We start from the raw sequence: 16,847 nt of genomic DNA, 5'->3' as shown, positions 1-16,847 counted from the left end.
TTTTATTTCTCTCAAATCAAAAAGCTTCGGACGTTGTTTTGGCTTGCATATGAAGAATTAAGTAATCGGGACCGCCTGCTTTTGAGTCTGTTCCTGACATATTAAAACCGCCGAACGGCTGATAGCCGACAATTGCTCCGGTACATCCTCTGTTAAAATATAGGTTTCCGACATGGAAATCCTCGCGCGCCCGTTCAATGTGCGCACGGTTTTTCGTCAGAAGCGCACCTGTTAATCCGTATTCCGTGTTATTGGCAATCTCCAGCATATGATCGAAATCACGCCCTTTGCAAATCGCAACAACCGGGCCGAAAATTTCTTCCTGCATCAAGCGGGCGTTTTCATCAACATCTGCAAAGATCGTCGGCTGAATAAAGTAGCCTTTTGAATCATCGCCTTCTCCGCCGGCCAATAGCTTGCCTTCAGATTTGCCGATTTCAATGTATTTCATCACTTTGTTGTAGGATGCTTCATGAATCACGGGACCCATATACGTATCTGGATCTTCTGGATTGCCGACAGTCAGCGTTTTGGTCAGCGCCACAGCTTTTTCCACCACTTCATCATAAACATCCTGATGGATAACCGCGCGGGAGCCCGCAGAACACTTCTGTCCTGAATATCCAAATGCTGAGTACACGATAGAGGATGCAGCAAGGTCAAGATCAGCGTCCTTGTCAACAAGCACTGTGTCTTTTCCGCCCATCTCAGCAATTACCCGTTTGAGCCATTTTTGGCCCGGCTGCACTTTGGCGGCTCGCTCATAAATCCGGCAGCCGACTGCACGGGAACCTGTAAATGAGACAAACCGTGTCTTCGGATGCTCAACTAAGAAATCACCGATCTCCGCTCCATCTCCCGGAATGTAATTCAGAACGCCGTTTGGCAGACCCGCTTCCTCCATGACCTCGACAAATTTTGCTGCCACTACCGGGGCTGCGTCAGCCGGTTTTAAGAGAATCGTATTTCCTGTCACAATCGCTGCCGCCGCTGTTCCCGCCATAATCGCGAGCGGGAAGTTAAATGGAGAAATGACGATGCCGACGCCAAGCGCTTCGTAATGATATTGATTGAACTCGCCAGCACGGCTCTTCACCGGAGCCCCTTCCTTGAGCTTTAACATTTGGCGCGCATAGAACTCTAAAAAGTCTATCGCTTCAGCCGTGTCCGCATCTGCTTCCTTCCACGGTTTTCCCGCTTCCTTCACAAGATAGCTTGAAAATTCATGCTTTCTTCTGCGCAAAATAGCCGCTGCCTTAAAGAGAATATTCGCGCGGTGCTCCGGTCTTTGTTTTTTCCAGGAATCAAATGCCTGCAATGCGGCTTGCATCGCTTTTTCAGCAAGCTCTTGATCCGCTGTAGACGCGTACCCAATGATCTCTTCTTTATTTGCCGGGTTAATAGAAATGATTTTGCGGTCCGTTTCAATTTTTTCTCCATTTATGACCAGCGGATAATGCTTGCCGAGCTGAGTGTTTACAAAGGCCAATGACTCCCCAAATGCAGTTTTATTCTTTGCTTCCGTAAAATCGGTAAATGGTTCGTGCGCGTATGTGACTGTCATATGTAGTCCCCCTCGTGTTATGAAATATATCTTCGCATATGAATAAAAATGCAAGAATCATGCCATTTTCTTGTCTTTTACTGAAAAAACTTGTTGAATCGAACAGAAATTTGTCTAACAGGTGATTATCTTTCTCTATTTCCGATCTTGAACGCAAATTTATTTTGCGATTTTTGCTCTTTAGGCAAAAAACAAACGCAAAATTATTTTGCGGAGGCTTCTCAAATTAGACCCATCCGCGGAATCGCGATGCTTCTGCCGATTTTCTGATGCCCGTCATGTAAGCCGCCAAACGCATATCCACTTTATGTGTTGCCGCTGTCTGATAAATTGTTTCGAACGAGCTGACCATGACGCTTCTCAGTTTTTCTGCAACCTCTTCTTCCGACCAATAATATCCTTGGTTGTTTTGCACCCATTCAAAATAAGAAACCGTGACGCCGCCGGCACTCGCCAGGATATCCGGCACAAGCAGCACGCCTCTTTCATTCAGGATCTTAGTGGCATCAATGGTTGTCGGGCCGTTCGCTGCTTCGACAACAATTGACGCCTGAATGTTATGTGCGTTTTTGGCTGTGATTTGATTGGAGATCGCGGCAGGCACTAAAATATCGCAATCCTTTTCAAGCAGCTCCTCATTTGTGATGACGTCAGTAAATAAATTGGTGACCATACCGAAGCTGTCCCGTTTATCGAGCAAATAAGGGATATCAAGGCCGTCCGGGTTGTAGAGCCCGCCTTTGGCATCAGAAATCCCGATCACCTTCGCGCCCGCATCGTGCATGAATTTGGCCAGGAAGCTACCCGCGTTTCCAAAGCCCTGTATGATGATGCGCGCGCTTTGGAGCTTAATCCCTTTTTTCTTCACCGCCTCTTCAATACAAATCGTGACGCCCTGTGCCGTCGCCGTTTCCCGTCCTTGCGATCCTCCCAAAACAAGCGGTTTACCTGTAATAAAGCCCGGAGAATCGAATTCCCGCAGCCGGCTGTACTCATCCATCATCCACGCCATAATCTGCGAATTTGTGTATACATCTGGAGCTGGAATATCCTTTGTCGGACCGACGATCTGGCTGATGGCACGGACATACCCCCTGCTCAGCCTTTCCAGTTCTCCAAATGACATTGTCCGCGGATCACAAATAATACCGCCCTTCCCGCCGCCGTAAGGAAGATTGGCAATCCCGCATTTGAGTGTCATCCAAATGGATAATGCCTTTACTTCCTCTTCATTAACTTCTGGATGGAAGCGAACGCCCCCCTTTGTCGGACCGACAGCATCATTGTGCTGTGACCGGTAGCCTGTGAACACTTTGACGCTCCCATTGTCCATTTTGACCGGAATGCGGACAGTGAGCATTCTCTGCGGCTCTTTCATGAGTTCATACATATCTCCCGGATAACCCAGCTTCCGAAGGGCTTCCTTAATGATTGTTTGGGTAGACAGAAATAAGTTAAGAGCTTCTTTTTCTTCATCTTTCGAGACTTGCTTTGCTGACATCTTTTTCACCTCATTGTTTTTTTGACCGGCTGTAATGTAAGCGCTTTTAAAAATCAGCCCGCCAATTCCTTTCTGCATTGGATTCACCCTTATCATCATGCAAGATCCGTACCAGCTTTTGAATCCACAAAAAAAGAGACTGAAAACATCTCAGTCTCTGACTACAAATCTATTGATTAACGGGGATCAATCACCAGCTGCGTTTCAGCATAAAAACTGCCGATTCCCAAACCGTTTACTACATCGCCTTTAATCGTGTAAGTGCCTGCGCGAGGAAGCGTTTTGCGCACCATGACGAGGTCAAATTCGGATGCGCCTAACAAATCAAGCGTAAGCGGGAGTCTGACTGTTTTTCCATCGTTTAAAATCTGTGTTTCTTTCAGTGTTCTTCCATTCACTGAATCTCTTGTCGTAGCATGAAACCCGTCAGGAAATTGAAATTCTACCGCTCCGAGAGAAAGCACCGCATTTGGTTTATATGTCACTTCAATATCAGAAGTGGTCCACTCTTTCGTGCTGTTAATTGTTTTTGCCTCGATTGATGCAGACTGTGCATGAGCTTGGCCCGAAGGAAGTAAGATTGATAGTAAAACAGCTGAACTGATGAATAATGAAGATACGAATGAAGTTCTTTTTAGCATGACATTTCCCCCTAATTGATTGTTGAAATTTGGCCAGAGCGTCCTCTGCAGAAAAAGCGCTTTTTCATAATTCGCGAATTACCAGTTCTTTTTCTTAAAAATTAATCTATCATCATTTTCCATGGAAGTAAATGTTTTTTAAGGAATATTAACACTTGGAATTCAATGAGAATTACTTCCTGTTTATACAAGGTTCAAATGGACGATTTCTCTCTCTTTTTCTAGTAACATCCGCCTGGCATTTTCTATCTTTTATCCTATTTTAAAAAAGGGCAAAAAAAGTCGAAGATGCCTCTGCTCTTCGATTGATCACGTTCCTATTTTTATCTGAATTCAGTGTTCCAGTTAAAACCGATCGTCTCATCATTCCACGGAATTCTTTTTTCATCAGGCTGATCCGGGTTATACGACATGGTGGTAAAATAGATAATTGTCAGCGGCGTCTCTCCCAGCACTCTATATCCGTGAGCCACCCCTTTTGGGATTAATAACAGCATCGGGTTGTCTTCGCCCATATAATAGACGTCCGTTTCTCCTTTTGTCTTTGAATCCTCTCGAAGATCGTATAGGACAACCTGAGCGTGGCCGGTTGGGAAGAACCAGAGATCATCCTGCTTCTCATGATAATGAAATGCCTTAATCACACCCGGATAGCTTTTCGACCAAGAAGCCTGCCCAAAATGCTCAAGGAGATTCTCATCGTCCCGGACCAGCTCAGCAAAAAAGCCTCTGTCATCGCTATGCTTCGTCAATTTTTTCACCTTGACTCCATCAATCACATGCACTGCTCCTTTCCTGCAAATACTCTCGTAACGCTTCCCGCCAGTGGCGGGGGCGGATGCCGGCTTCTTCAATGGCCCGATGGCTCAGCACAGAGTATGCCGGGCGGGGCGTTTTGTTCCCGTATTCCTCTGTCGTTACAGGCAAAATGGCTGTTTCCAGCCCGCTTTCTTCCATAATTGCCGTCGCAAACTCATACCAGCTGCATATGCCTGAATTGCTGACATGATAGATGCCCGGCGGATGGCTGAACAGCTTGATGACCGCTTCTGCTAAATCCTTCGTATAAGTCGGCGAACCAATTTGATCGCTGACAACCCGAAGCTCTTGTTTCGTTTCAGCAAACTTCAGCATGGTTTCAACGAAATTACTGCCGCCATGTCCGTACACCCACGATGTTCTGATGATCGTGCTGTCTTTTGTCGTTAATCGTATCAGTTCTTCTCCGAGCCTTTTGCTTTTGCCATAAATGGTTTTCGGATCGAGGGGATCGTCTTCCCTATATGGCTGGGTTCCTTTCCCATTGAATACATAGTCCGTGCTGATATGAACATATTGAGCTCCGATGCGGGTTGACTCAAGCGCTGTATAATAAGCGCCGATTCCGTTAATCAAGTACGCTTTATCAAGCTCTTTCTCGCATTGATCAACCGACGTAAACGCGGCGCTATTGACCACGATATCCGGCTGATAATGGCCAAACGAATGCCGTACTGAGCGCTGGTCAGTAATGTTCATCATCTTCTTTGTTAACGCAATGACCTCATATCCGGATTGCTTCAGCTGGCGGCATAGTTCCAAGCCAAGCTGTCCTCCCGCCCCAGTCACCAATACCTTTGTCAATCAGATCACCTTCTCATCGGTCATTGTCTGTATACCACTGAATCGTACGCGCAATGCCTTCTTCAAACGTCACTTCCTGCCGCCAGCCCAGTTCGTTTTTCAGCTTTGATGCATTGATCGCATAGCGCCGGTCATGCCCTTTTCGGTCTTCCACGTGGGCGAACAATTCCTCACAGCCCAGATGCTTCAAAATGGCACTCGCCAGCTCTTTATTCGTGCGTTCATTTCCGCCGCCGATGTTATACACCTCGCCGTCGGTTCCATTTTCTAAAATCAGCTTGATCGCGCGGCAATGATCCTCCGCAAACAGCCAGTCTCGGATCTGGAGTCCATCGCCATACAGCGGAACAGGCAGGCCCTGCTTCGCATGACGGATAATCGTCGGAATCATTTTTTCGCTGTGCTGATAAGGTCCGTAATTGTTGCTGCATCGTGTAATGATGGCCGGAAGCTTGTGGGTTTTCACATAAGACAACACGAGCAAATCTGAGCTTGCTTTGCTGGCTGAGTATGGGTTATTAGGAGAAAGCGGCGTCGTTTCTGTAAACGCGGGATCATCCGCTTTTAAATCCCCGTATACCTCATCTGTTGAAATATGAATCAGCTTCTTGGCTTTTCCTTTCAAGACCGCTTCCGCCAATCGGTATGTCCCCATGACATTTGTGGTGATAAACGGCTCCGCTTGGGAAATGCTTCTGTCCACATGCGATTCTGCTGCGAAGTGAATGACGCCATCGTAGGTCTCGTCAAACACCCGGTCGATATCCTCCTGAACGCTGATGTCCCCTTTTACAAAGCGAAATCGGCTGTTTTGCTGTAATTTTTCCATTTCCTCCGGGTGGCTGGCGTACGTCAGTTTATCTAAAACGGTAATGCGCGCATCGGTTTCCCTTAGCATGAGCTTTGTAAACGTGAGCCCGATGAAGCCGGCCCCGCCTGTAATTAAATATGATTTTGCCATCACTTTTCGTCCTGTCCTTTCCGTAAAGCCTGGTGTACAAGCTGGGAAGCGAGATAAAGCGATTCGTGAGTTCCGGCATCTACCCACCAGCCTGATAACACATCATACGTAAGCTGGCTGTTTTCGATGTATAGATTATTCACATCGGTGATTTCCAGCTCGCCGCGCTTTGATGGTGATATTTGTTCAATATACGAAAACACCTCTGCATCATACATATAAATGCCGGTAACACAAAGGTTAGTCGGTGGCTGTTCGGGCTTTTCGATGATGGAACGAATCCGCTTGTTTTTCTCATCAATCTCAGCAATCCCGAAGCGTTCCGGGTCATCAACTTCTTTCAGAAGCACTTTTGCTCCTTTCCCCTGCTGTTCAAAGCGTTCTGTATAAGGCTTTAATGAATCTTCAAATATATTATCACCTAATAATAAAATGAAAGACTCTTTTTTCGTAAAGCGCTTTGCATAAGACAGCCCATCCGAAATGCCCGAGGCGGCAGGCTGTACTTGATAAGTGATTGTAACGCCAAGCTCTTCTCCGTTCCCAAGCAGTTTATAAAATTGCGGCATATGCTCTTTTTGGCTGATGAGTAAAATGTCTTTTATTCCGGCTTCCTCCAGCTTCATAATCGACCAGTATATCATCGGATACGGGCCTACAGGAAGCAAATGCTTGTTGACGGCTTTCGTTAAGGGCATAAGGCGTGAGCCGTTTCCTCCGGCTAAAATAACACCTTTCACATTAACACTTCCTTACATGCATTTTTATATCTCTTGTTCATATAAATCTTGAAGAATAGCTGTTACCCGCTTGATGCCTTTGCCATCCACGAGCAGCCTTCCTCCCTTGTGCAAAGAAAGGCGAAGAGGATAGCTGCTCATAATGCGCGACATCTGATAGATGAGTGTTTCATCCGGTACAAGCTCACCCAATCCAAGATCAAGAGCGGCGCCTTGGTCAGCAAATGTTTTGGCTGTAGCCGTTTGATGCTCAACCTGAGAAAGAACAAGGCACGGCACGCCGATACAAATGGCTTCATATAGAGAGATGCCGCCGGCGACAATGGCTGCGTCCGCTTGTTTCATCAAACCTGCCATATCATTTGTCTGTTCGATCATCTTGTACTGCGGCTTCTTTTCGATCCGCCTTCGGACTGCCTCTTGATGCAGTGAAGCGCTCCCCATCACAAACATCATGTTTTTGTCTTTTATGTCGGGGACTTGATCAGCGGCAGCCAGCACTTTAAAAATAAGCTGCTTCGGATCACTTCCTCCTAATGCAACAAGGATATTGCGGCAGTCTTTCTTAAGTGTGTAATCCTCTCTAGCGGCCTGAAAGGCGGGGTGAAGAATAAGATAGTCCGGGCCTTCATAGATGCGTGTGTTTCCCTGAACGTACACCCTGCTTCTGATGTCACCGTAAATTCCGTTAATGACTGCGTCACTATATTGAATCGATTTACCGTTTTTCTCTTCAAAAAGAACAATTTTCGCATCTGTCTCCGTCTTTATTTTCTTTAACAGCTCTGCAGGGGCGCCTAGAATATCAAACAAAAGCAAATCAAGCTTCTTGCTTTTTATTTCCCGGAGAATAAATTCGTGCTGCTGCAGCTCCGGCTTTAAGATGACACGCCAATGCTCTTCATGAAGAAACGCTTCAGACTCCTGATTCGTGTAAAACGTAATCAAGCAGCTCTGTTTGAGTTCTTCCGCAAGTCTCTTCATCCGGACAACATGGCCCATTCCCTTTTCATAGCCGCCGTCTGCGAAGATCCCAACATGCATGGCTATTCAGCCTCTCGTTCGGTTGCCGCATCGGGGTTCCGGTTCAGAAGGGTGATAAGCTCTGAGGCGGATACATCGGGGCGCTCGCCTGCTTTTTGATAGAGGGCCTTTATCGATTCATAGTCTTCCTTTGTATCAATGGTCAGCCGATATCGAGGGGCGCGAAATCGTTCCGGCGCCTCTAAAAACTGAACACGATAAAGAGCTGGATGATTCCTTATATATAACGTGACATGCTTCTGATATTGATCCTCCAAAGCCTGAATACGGCTGATGTCAATTAACAGGTTGGCGTTGACCACTTCGCCGCAAATCCCTAATGGGGCATTCAGGATATACGTATAATCCGAGCCTTGATCAAAATGCGCCTTAATCATTACATCGAGCAGCTCCGGATCGACAAACGGGTTATCACCCGTTAACCGGATGATGACTGACGGTTTAACAGCTTCTATGACCTTCACAAACCTATCGAGGACACGTTCTTCGCTCCCGCGGAAAACACGAAAGCCTTGTTTGATACAGTGCGCCTCTAATATGTCGTCAGTTTCTTTGTCAGACGTGGCGATGACAAGATTATCCCGATCCTTTTGGTAAAATGCGCTTTGCCGGACACGGTGAACGCGAATATCAAGTAAACGATTCGATCCGAGCGGCCGAAGCACTTTTCCCGGAAGCCTTGTTGAACCCATTCTGGCTTGAATGATAAAGAGAATATCATTCATGAAACGGGCTGTCCTTCAGTAAAATGTCATCCCAGACAATGCCTGTGTCGGCCGGAATGTCTCTTACAGCCCGAACCCCGCTGGTCAGCAGTTCAAAAAATCTCGGGTGCAGCCCCTGCGGCTTTTGTCCGGGCCGAAGCACTGCGATATTGTCTTCACTAAAGGCTTCACCTTTTTGAATCGGAGCTGTTGTAAAAATGCCTCTGTATGCAAAATTTCTGATTTCTCCTTCGATGGAGGTTGTTGTTTTGTATGAACTGCCAAGCAGTTTTTCAGAGACCGGCTTTGTGATCCCCTGTTTCAGCTCAGCTTCCGTTTTCCTGATGCCATCGACCATTTCTTTCAATTCATCCGGATTTAATGCAAACGAGTGGTCGGCACCCGGCAGATTTTTATCGATCGTAAAATGCTTTTCTATCAGTTTTGCTCCGAGCCGAACCGCGGCACACGGCGCTTCTGTCGGATGCTCGCTATGATCGGAGAAGCCGATTACCGCCTCAGGAAAAGCGGCGGCAAGCATCGGAATGACGCTGAGGTTGCTGTACTCCGGCGGTGCTGGGTATTTCGCCACACAATGCATTATGGCAATTTGATTGTTTCCCTCTGCCCTGATGGTGCGCCAAGCTTCGTGAACATCAGAGATTTCAGCTCCGGCTGTCGAGAAAATCATCGGCCTGTTCAGCCGGGCGACATATTTGAGCAGCGGGAGATGGTTAATTTCATAGGATGCGATTTTAAAAGCGCTCGGCGAGGTAGACTGAAGCAGATCAGCTGACCCCTCGTCACATACCGTACTTAAAAAGATCACCTGCTTTTCACGGCAGTAATCCAATAGCGGTAAAATCCACTCAGCAGGCATTTCCATAGATTGAACCAAAGAAAAAATAGAGACGTCCTTGCCCGCTGCCGTCTTGTACAAACCAGGATCTTTCTGGTACATTCTATCAGCCTGAAACATTTGAAATTTCACGGCATCCGCTCCCGCTTCCGCCGCGGCGTCAATCAGCGCAAAAGCCTGATCAAGCTTCCCGTCATGATTAATCCCCGCCTCAGCAATAATAAAAACAGGAGCGTCTTTGCCTACAGTTTTATTCGCGATCTGAAACGCTGCCATTATTTCGCCTCCTTGCCCGGCCAAATATGATAATAGTAATACGATTGTTCAGCGGTGAAGCCCATTCGTTCATAAAGGCGGATCGCCCTTACATTGTGAAGCTGCGTCCCCGCTGTTACCGTTCTATGCTTCTGGATCTCCGGTTGTTCTATGAGATTCGCCAATAAATGAAACGCAATACGTTTTCCTTCAAATCCCGGTTTTACAGCCATCAAATCGAGAATGCACTCATCATCTTTTGATAAGCCCTGAAGATAGCCGATGACCTCGCCATTGTGTTTAGCGACAATATTGACCGCCGCCCTTCCATTCAGATTGTTTCGTGTCCACTCCTGAAATATTTTGTTTGCTGCATCGCGGCTGAGATGAGGATCCTGAAAATATCTGCTTTTTGTAAACGAGTCTCGGGCCAGCTCACATATCGCTTCTGTGTCTCCGGGCTCAGGCGGGCCCAGTTCAAAAAATGGCGGTGTTTTGTCATAAAAAGACGGAGGCATCGCCAGCTTCAGCAAACTCCCGACAAAGTAAGAGGATGGCTGCTGTTGTATCACATGCGCGGCTCCGATATCTTCAGCCGGAACACGGACAAAGATAAAATCCGTTTCATCCATTTGGCGTACAGTATAAAAAGCTTCAAACAGCCTCTTTAGCTGCCCGGTACTATTTGCCGCCAGAAGTTTGACGTTCATGACTTTCTTCTGAAGCACCTTACTTTCCCACAAAGAATCTTCGTAAAGCAATACGCCTTGGAGCCTGCTGTTTTCAAAAAGGCCGAGGGAAAATTGATACGGAACATCCAGTGTAAGCTTTCTGCTTTGGAGAAATTCCTCAATCAACTCTTTGGAGACATTTTCTTTTACCGTATACACTTAATCAGCCCCTTTTACGATATCCCGCACAGCTTCAATGACATCATGTACATCGTCGTCAGACATTGATGGATAGAGCGGGAGAGAAAGGGTTCGTTTATAGTAATTCATGGCATTCGGAAAGTCCGCTTCCTTATATCCAAATTGCTTTTGATAATACGGATGAATGTGTACTGGAATAAAATGAACGCTAGTGCCGATATTGTACTCATCCTTTAAAGCCGTAATCATTTCGCTGCGCGTAACCCCGGCCTTTTTTTCATCAACTTGCAGAACATATAGATGCCAGGCGTGCCTGCCGTCATCATGGACAAACGGCGTGATCAGCCCAGGAAGCTGCTGAAAAGCGGTTTGATAGCGGCCGGCAATCTCTTCTCTCCGTTTCTGCATATCATCCAGCCGTTTCAGCTGATGAAGTCCGAGGGCCGCCTGCAAATCAAACATATTCATCTTATAGCCGGGCGATTCGACTTCATAGTACCAGCTGCCATTTGAAGAATAACGGTTCCATGCGGCTTTACTCATGCCGTGAAGGCTTAGCACCCGGATCTTATCGGCAAGCTCCTCATCATCAGTCGTCAGCATGCCGCCTTCCCCTGTCGCGAGGTTTTTGGTGGCGTAAAAGCTGAATGCCGTTGCATCCCCGATAGAACCGATCATTCTTTGCTTATAAGTCGTATATACCGCATGTGCCGCATCCTCCAGCACGAATAAACCATGATTCTGGGCAATAGCCAATATTGCATCCATATCGCAGGACTGCCCGCCAAAGTGGACAGGCACAACTGCTTTCGTTCGCGGTGTGACGGCCGCCTCAAGCTTTACCGGGTCAATATTGAGCGTGTTTTCGTCAATATCCGCAAACACAGGCGTCGCTCCCGTATGAATAATCGTATTGGCAGTCGAGCTGAACGTAAGCGGAGAGGTAATGACCTCGTCCCCGGGCCCGATCCCTTTTGCTTTCAAAGCCAAAAATAAAGCTGCGGTACATGAATTCACCGCCACGGCGTGCTTCGCCCCGACAAACGCGGCAAACTCTTTTTCAAACTGCTGAACCTTCGGGCCTTTAGAGAGCCATCCCGATTCAAGCGTTTCTGTAACCTCCTGAATTTCTTCCTTACCGATTAACGGCAATGAGTAAGGGAGAAAATGATTTCTCTTTTGCACCATTTCTTTGCGCTCCTATCATTTTATTCAGTATCTTCCCGCCTGTAATCAACTCCTGTTTTGGCTTTCAGTTCCGCAAATAAAGCATTTGTTGATTCTGCCACCGGATAATTAGCCGCTATGAATGCCAGGCGCGCCTCTTCTGCTTTTTGATGCACGCCGGGACTTCGAAGAACCTCAACCAAGGTCTGCGCAAGTTCATCCGGCTGGTCAAACATAAAATCGCCAAGAGACTCATAATACGGATACGAGCGATTTCCGGACGATTTTCCGATCAGCACAGGCTTTTGAAACAGCATGGCTTCAAGACCGACTGTCGAGGTCTGCGTCACTGCGGCATCAGCATACGGCAGCAAATCATAAAGCTCCAGCTCCTTTTTGATGACTCTGCATGCTTTATGTTTTTTCGCCGCCTCGTGATACAGATCAAGCTTGTTTTTTCCGATTTCCCACGGGTGGGGTTTGATAATAATCTGCAGCTGCTTCTGATCAGAAAGCCCCTGCAGCACACCGGAATAAAAATCTTCTGAAAAGGGCTGAGTGGCAATGAGCACAATTTTTTTAGTCGGCTGAAAAGCAAGTTTTCGATAGAATATGGACATATCCATAGGCGTTCTGTTAAAAATCTGATCGAAGCGGGGATGTCCCGTTACGAGAATCTGCTCGGGTTTACAGCCTTTTCGCATGAACCACTCTGCTTCATACGCACCAAATACAGCTTGATAGGTTGTAAAAACAGGAATGAAGGCTTCATCTCCCATCAATGCGCCATGCTGAAGACAAATGCTGACGGCCCCTTTTCTTTGACACATGAGAGCGAGCACCCTGCTGTAAATGTCTTCTGCCGTTCCGACAATAACAGCTGAAATCTTTTCCTGTTCAAACAGCGCATCAACTGTATCAATGGCCTCTATAAATAAAGGAATATCTTTGAAAAGCCGGTCGCGAAACGCTTGATCACCAAATGCCGGGTGATCATCATAAGGGGCAAGAAGCGAACAGGCTGTTTCGAGATACTGCTTCGAATCGCCTTTTTGGCATGAATCCGCAATCTCCCGCTTGCTAATTACAGGCAGATCACAATAATCCGGCAAACTCCATCTGGCCAAAACAGCCGTTTTTTCAGGATCAAATTGATAGTAATTTTCGTTTGAAAAACGCAGGTAATCAAAGTGCAAAATGACTTTCCCTTTAACAGGTTCGTCATTTGTTTTTACGATTTTTTGGATTCTTTCTTCAAAAAACGGCTGAATCTGTCCCTCATCGATATGCTGATCCACCGATCCGAATAATTCCGGTTCTTCTTCCATCATCACCCTCAGCTCAGGACTGATGTATTGATAAAAATTACTGATAAGCCCAAGCGGAATCCCTTTGTAGCGAAGTTTGTCAAAAAGCTCCACGTACTTCCGGTACAGCACCCAATAATTGCTTAAATAGGCCGACAAGCTCTCACCCCATTCCAAGCTTTTTTAATGATTCACGCAGTTCTCGGCAATTTCGCTGCGGAGGAAGGTTCCTGACAAATTCATTTTTTTCTGATTCAAACAGCTGAAAGTGAATCGATTGGTCGGTAATATAATTCAGGTCCAGCTCCTCATCCAGCGGGTAAAACGGATAAAAATGATTGACTCTCCAAAAGAACCGGGCATCTCCTATACGGTAAAACGCCGGGCTTTCATCCCAATAGGAGCCAAACTTCTCCTTTACCTTATCAAGCACCGAATACCTGTGCATAACCGAGCAATGATCGATTGCGCACGGCGCGTTCCATGTCACTTGAGCGGCAGGCCTGACAGTTTCTTTTACAATGTCGCGATTCTCGTTTAAATGATAGGTTTTGGAGGCTGAGTAAATCACAGCCTTTTCAGGATGGGTATCGAGCTCCCGCACCATTTTCAGGAGGCGGTCCGGCATATAGATGTTGTCATCCGTCGCATAGGTGATATATTCACCCTCCGCCATCTCAATCGCCTGATTGATCAGTGCAGCGTATCTCGTTTTTTCTGTTCTTTCATTCACTCCAGATACATCGCTTTGATAAAAACGCACTCGGTTATCATTCAAAAAAGGACGGATTACATTCAGCGTCTCTTCATTGGAGTTGTCATCCATAATAAACAATTCAAAATCTGAAAACGTTTGTGAGAGTATGCTAGAAATGGACTTTGCCACATAATCGCTTTTGTTATAGCTCGTCATAATGACTGATACTTTCGGCAAATCCTACACCTCCTTCTTGGAACTTCACACCTGAAACTATCGTTATCTTATGTTGCTTATGCTCAAGTTGCGCTAGGGATACAAACCAATATGCGAAAAGTTTGTGTGTGTCTCTGAAAAACAGCGGCTGCCCAGAGCGAAATCTGATCGGTCCGCTGTTCTTTTTCAGCATAATCCAGGCATCAGCCTCATAAGGTGAAAGAGATAAAAATCGCACCAGCGACTAAGATCGTTTTCCATCGGAGGTGAGTCATCGCGGAGCGTTCACCTATACATCCAGAACATGTTTTGAATGGTTTTCATAAAAAGGAGGAACGATATGAAACCGAAAAAAAATCAATATCAGCAAATGCAGGCATTTGATAATATGCAGGGGTATCAGCCTCAGTTTGGTGCCAACCCGTACCCGCAGCAAGGCCAAGGCTCACAAATGCAGCCAATGGGGATGCAGCCAATGATGCCAATGCAGCAGGGACAGCAAGGACAACAAGGACAGCAGGGATTTGGATTCCCGGGCCAGCAGCAGGGCGGCGGTTTTCAAATTCCATCGGGGCCTACACCGTCAGGACCGGGCCAAAGCGTTCCCGGCATGCTGCCTGTTGAGGAATCTTACATCGAGAATATTTTGCGCCTGAATCGGGGAAAAACGGCCACCATTTATATGACATTTGAAAACAGCAAGGAATGGGGCTCGAAGATTTTTCGCGGCGTCATCGAAGCTGCGGGCCGGGATCACATTATTATCAGCGACCCGAAATCAGGAACACGCTACCTGCTCCTGACAATCTACCTCGATTACATTACATTTGATGAAGAAATTGCTTATACGTATCCATATTCCATGGCGTCCTATTCGCCAAGATAAGAAAAAAGCCAATCACTCATATGATGAGGATTGGCTTTTTTGTTTATAGATATTTGACGGCTGCGACAACGATCATAATCCAAGAAATAATAAACGCCACACCGCCGAGCGGGGTGATCGCTCCAAGAATGGAGATTTGCGTCACACTTAGAATATATAAGCTTCCGGAAAACAGCACAATTCCCGCAAACATCAGCCAGCCGGCTGTCGTGACACTGCCTATGCCGGATAATTTATCAGCCAGAAACGCGACAACGAATAGCCCAAGGGCGTGATACATATGATACTGCACGCCTGTGTGCCAAACCTGAAGATATTTATCAGGTATTTTCCCTTCTAATCCGTGAGCGCCGAATGCTCCGAGTCCCACGGCTAGCAGGGCATTAATGGCCCCTAATATGATAAAAACTTTCATCTATCTCTCCCGCCTTTTCGTTAAACTCATATCATTTATCTTATCGCACCTGCACCAAAATTCAATGTTTGTTCTCTGTTGACACGAGATTGTCGGATTTTCTCCTGCGCCAAAGCTGGAACTGGTCAGCTGCTATTGCAGCAAGCGTCCCTAATACGAGCCCGTTGCTTAATAGAGAAATAAATACCGGATGCAATCCCTTTAACGCAGTTTCAGGAACAAACATGATACCGACCCCTGTCAGCAGCGAGATGCCGATGATAGACCTCACCCTTTTTGATTCTTCTTTCTCATATGAATCAAATTCGGCAAAGGCCAGACCGCCCATTGCGGAGAACACAACAAAATTCACCGCAAATCCAACGGGTGACGGCAGGCTCGCAAACGTATTCATAAAAAACGGGATCACGCTGATCACGATAACCAGAATACTGCCGAGCATAAACGGTTTTTTAGAAGGCATTTTGGTCGTTTCAATAAAACCCGCGGCTCCCGAAATCGGAACAGGCGCAATAGCTCCCGTCAAACCGCTAAGCAGATGGCTGAATGAAGCGGCAAAACCGGCATGGCGTTCATGATGCTTTCCATCAGGCTGTTTGCTGAATTTTTTCACGGCGATGTCCACGACCTTCATGCTCGCCAGCATATTCACGATCAGCAAGATGGTAATAAAAATAGAAGTGATGATCAGGCCACTGTTAAATAACGGTGTCCCAAAAGGAAACAGGGAAGGCAGCTGAAACAGCCGGTCCGGCATTTCAATCGGCTTTGCCGCTCCGGCAGCCGCAAACAGCACCCATCCGCCGAACAAGGCTAATAAAATAGAATATTGCTTAAAAAACATGATGTTCGAATTTGTCATTATAAAGGCGGCAGCGATCACAACAAGCGCCAGGCCAAATACAAGACCGTCCACCCCGTCCTGTCGATAACCGATTCCGAGAATTCCTTTTATAATGGGCTGACTCAGCTGCATGACAAGAAGCAATAAATAGACGCCCGTTACAACCGGAGTAAACAATTTTGCAAGTCTGTCAATGACCTTGAAAACACTTAACAAAAAGAAACATACAGCGCTTACAAGAAGGGCTCCCTGCAACCCCCGCAGTGTGTCTCCATATGTCGCAAACACAGTTCCCGTCAGCCCTGCGTAAATCGTATACACTCCCCACCACAAGCCGGCTGGGCTTTCATTAATCGGCAGTCTGTGGCCTTTCAAACACTGAATGACGGCGGCAATTCCCAGTACAAAAAAAGTGCTTTGAATTAATCTCGCAGAATCTGAGTGATCCAGATGAAACGACTGGGCAACCGCCACCGGAACAACTATCGCCGCAGCAATGATAAACGCTGTCCATTGCAGCGCGCCAAGAACCAATTTCACGTAAGCTCAAC

The 16,847-nt window shown here is 46.7% G+C and carries 17 protein-coding genes; 1 reads left to right on the top strand and 16 read right to left on the bottom strand.

Annotated features, from left to right (window positions below; all coding sequences use genetic code 11):
- Nucleotides 1-16: 16 nt before the first annotated feature.
- The 14 genes from pruA to spsA all read right to left on the bottom strand — a co-directional run bounded on the left by pruA (nt 17) and on the right by spsA (nt 14,172).
- On the bottom strand, nt 17-1,564 hold the full coding sequence (pruA, locus tag ACQVGT_RS01730; RefSeq protein ID WP_015384963.1) for an L-glutamate gamma-semialdehyde dehydrogenase: 1,548 nt from the start codon (nt 1,562-1,564) through the stop codon (nt 17-19).
- A 226-nt stretch (nt 1,565-1,790) separates the two neighbouring features.
- Complete coding sequence (gene rocG, locus ACQVGT_RS01725; protein WP_015483852.1) at nt 1,791-3,065, bottom strand: glutamate dehydrogenase; 1,275 nt, start codon at nt 3,063-3,065, stop codon at nt 1,791-1,793.
- 176 nt (nt 3,066-3,241) lie between these two features.
- Entirely contained in the window at nt 3,242-3,706 is a 465-nt protein-coding gene (gene bslB / locus ACQVGT_RS01720) for a biofilm surface layer hydrophobin BslB (RefSeq protein WP_003227472.1), read from the bottom strand.
- Between the two features lie 323 nt (nt 3,707-4,029).
- Nucleotides 4,030-4,485 (bottom strand): dTDP-4-dehydrorhamnose 3,5-epimerase family protein, encoded by a 456-nt coding sequence (locus ACQVGT_RS01715; protein ID WP_003222100.1) that lies wholly within the window; start codon nt 4,483-4,485, stop codon nt 4,030-4,032.
- Nucleotides 4,478-5,329 (bottom strand): dTDP-4-dehydrorhamnose reductase, encoded by an 852-nt coding sequence (gene rfbD, locus ACQVGT_RS01710; protein ID WP_046340278.1) that lies wholly within the window; start codon nt 5,327-5,329, stop codon nt 4,478-4,480. The genes ACQVGT_RS01715 and rfbD overlap by 8 nt, the downstream gene beginning before the upstream one ends.
- 13 nt (nt 5,330-5,342) lie before the next feature.
- Entirely contained in the window at nt 5,343-6,290 is a 948-nt protein-coding gene (gene rfbB, locus ACQVGT_RS01705; protein WP_015483854.1) for a dTDP-glucose 4,6-dehydratase, read from the bottom strand.
- Nucleotides 6,290-7,030: a sugar phosphate nucleotidyltransferase gene (locus ACQVGT_RS01700; RefSeq protein WP_014478328.1), complete on the bottom strand. Its 741-nt coding sequence runs from the start codon at nt 7,028-7,030 to the stop codon at nt 6,290-6,292. Before ACQVGT_RS01700 ends, rfbB begins: the two co-directional genes overlap by 1 nt.
- 24 nt (nt 7,031-7,054) lie before the next feature.
- A complete protein-coding gene (locus ACQVGT_RS01695; protein ID WP_015483855.1) occupies nt 7,055-8,074 on the bottom strand; it encodes a PseG/SpsG family protein in 1,020 nt (339 codons plus the stop codon).
- 2 nt (nt 8,075-8,076) lie between these two features.
- Nucleotides 8,077-8,799 (bottom strand): glycosyltransferase family protein, encoded by a 723-nt coding sequence (locus ACQVGT_RS01690; RefSeq protein ID WP_015483856.1) that lies wholly within the window; start codon nt 8,797-8,799, stop codon nt 8,077-8,079.
- A complete protein-coding gene (locus tag ACQVGT_RS01685) occupies nt 8,792-9,913 on the bottom strand; it encodes an N-acetylneuraminate synthase family protein (RefSeq protein WP_015384970.1) in 1,122 nt (373 codons plus the stop codon). Before ACQVGT_RS01685 ends, ACQVGT_RS01690 begins: the two co-directional genes overlap by 8 nt.
- Nucleotides 9,913-10,782: a GNAT family N-acetyltransferase gene (locus tag ACQVGT_RS01680; RefSeq protein WP_015384971.1), complete on the bottom strand. Its 870-nt coding sequence runs from the start codon at nt 10,780-10,782 to the stop codon at nt 9,913-9,915. The genes ACQVGT_RS01685 and ACQVGT_RS01680 overlap by 1 nt, the downstream gene beginning before the upstream one ends.
- Nucleotides 10,783-11,952: a DegT/DnrJ/EryC1/StrS family aminotransferase gene (locus tag ACQVGT_RS01675; RefSeq protein WP_015384972.1), complete on the bottom strand. Its 1,170-nt coding sequence runs from the start codon at nt 11,950-11,952 to the stop codon at nt 10,783-10,785.
- A gap of 20 nt (nt 11,953-11,972) precedes the next feature.
- A complete protein-coding gene (locus ACQVGT_RS01670) occupies nt 11,973-13,397 on the bottom strand; it encodes a CDP-glycerol glycerophosphotransferase family protein (protein ID WP_046340279.1) in 1,425 nt (474 codons plus the stop codon).
- Between the two features lie 4 nt (nt 13,398-13,401).
- Nucleotides 13,402-14,172 carry a spore coat dTDP-glycosyltransferase SpsA gene (gene spsA / locus ACQVGT_RS01665; protein WP_015384974.1) on the bottom strand — a complete coding sequence of 257 codons (771 nt, stop codon included), beginning with the start codon at nt 14,170-14,172 and terminating at the stop codon, nt 13,402-13,404.
- 319 nt (nt 14,173-14,491) lie between these two features.
- Here spsA and gerQ point away from each other — a divergent pair, with 319 nt between their 5' ends.
- Entirely contained in the window at nt 14,492-15,037 is a 546-nt protein-coding gene (gene gerQ, locus ACQVGT_RS01660) for a spore coat protein GerQ (RefSeq protein WP_014481253.1), read from the top strand.
- 43 nt (nt 15,038-15,080) lie between these two features.
- Here the strand turns inward: gerQ and ACQVGT_RS01655 are convergent, their stop codons facing one another.
- Both ACQVGT_RS01655 and ACQVGT_RS01650 read right to left on the bottom strand, forming a co-directional pair.
- A complete protein-coding gene (locus ACQVGT_RS01655; RefSeq protein WP_003227446.1) occupies nt 15,081-15,452 on the bottom strand; it encodes a DUF423 domain-containing protein in 372 nt (123 codons plus the stop codon).
- Between the two features lie 61 nt (nt 15,453-15,513).
- The gene (locus ACQVGT_RS01650) at nt 15,514-16,836 is read right to left on the bottom strand and encodes a purine/pyrimidine permease (RefSeq protein ID WP_015384975.1); all 1,323 of its coding nucleotides are present in this window, start codon (nt 16,834-16,836) and stop codon (nt 15,514-15,516) included.
- Between the last annotated feature and the right edge of the window lie 11 nt (nt 16,837-16,847).

The organism is Bacillus sp. SCT118 (assembly GCF_058566435.1).
The sequence above is the reverse complement of the archived record's forward strand: the minus strand, read 5'-3'. Positions and strand labels throughout refer to the sequence as shown.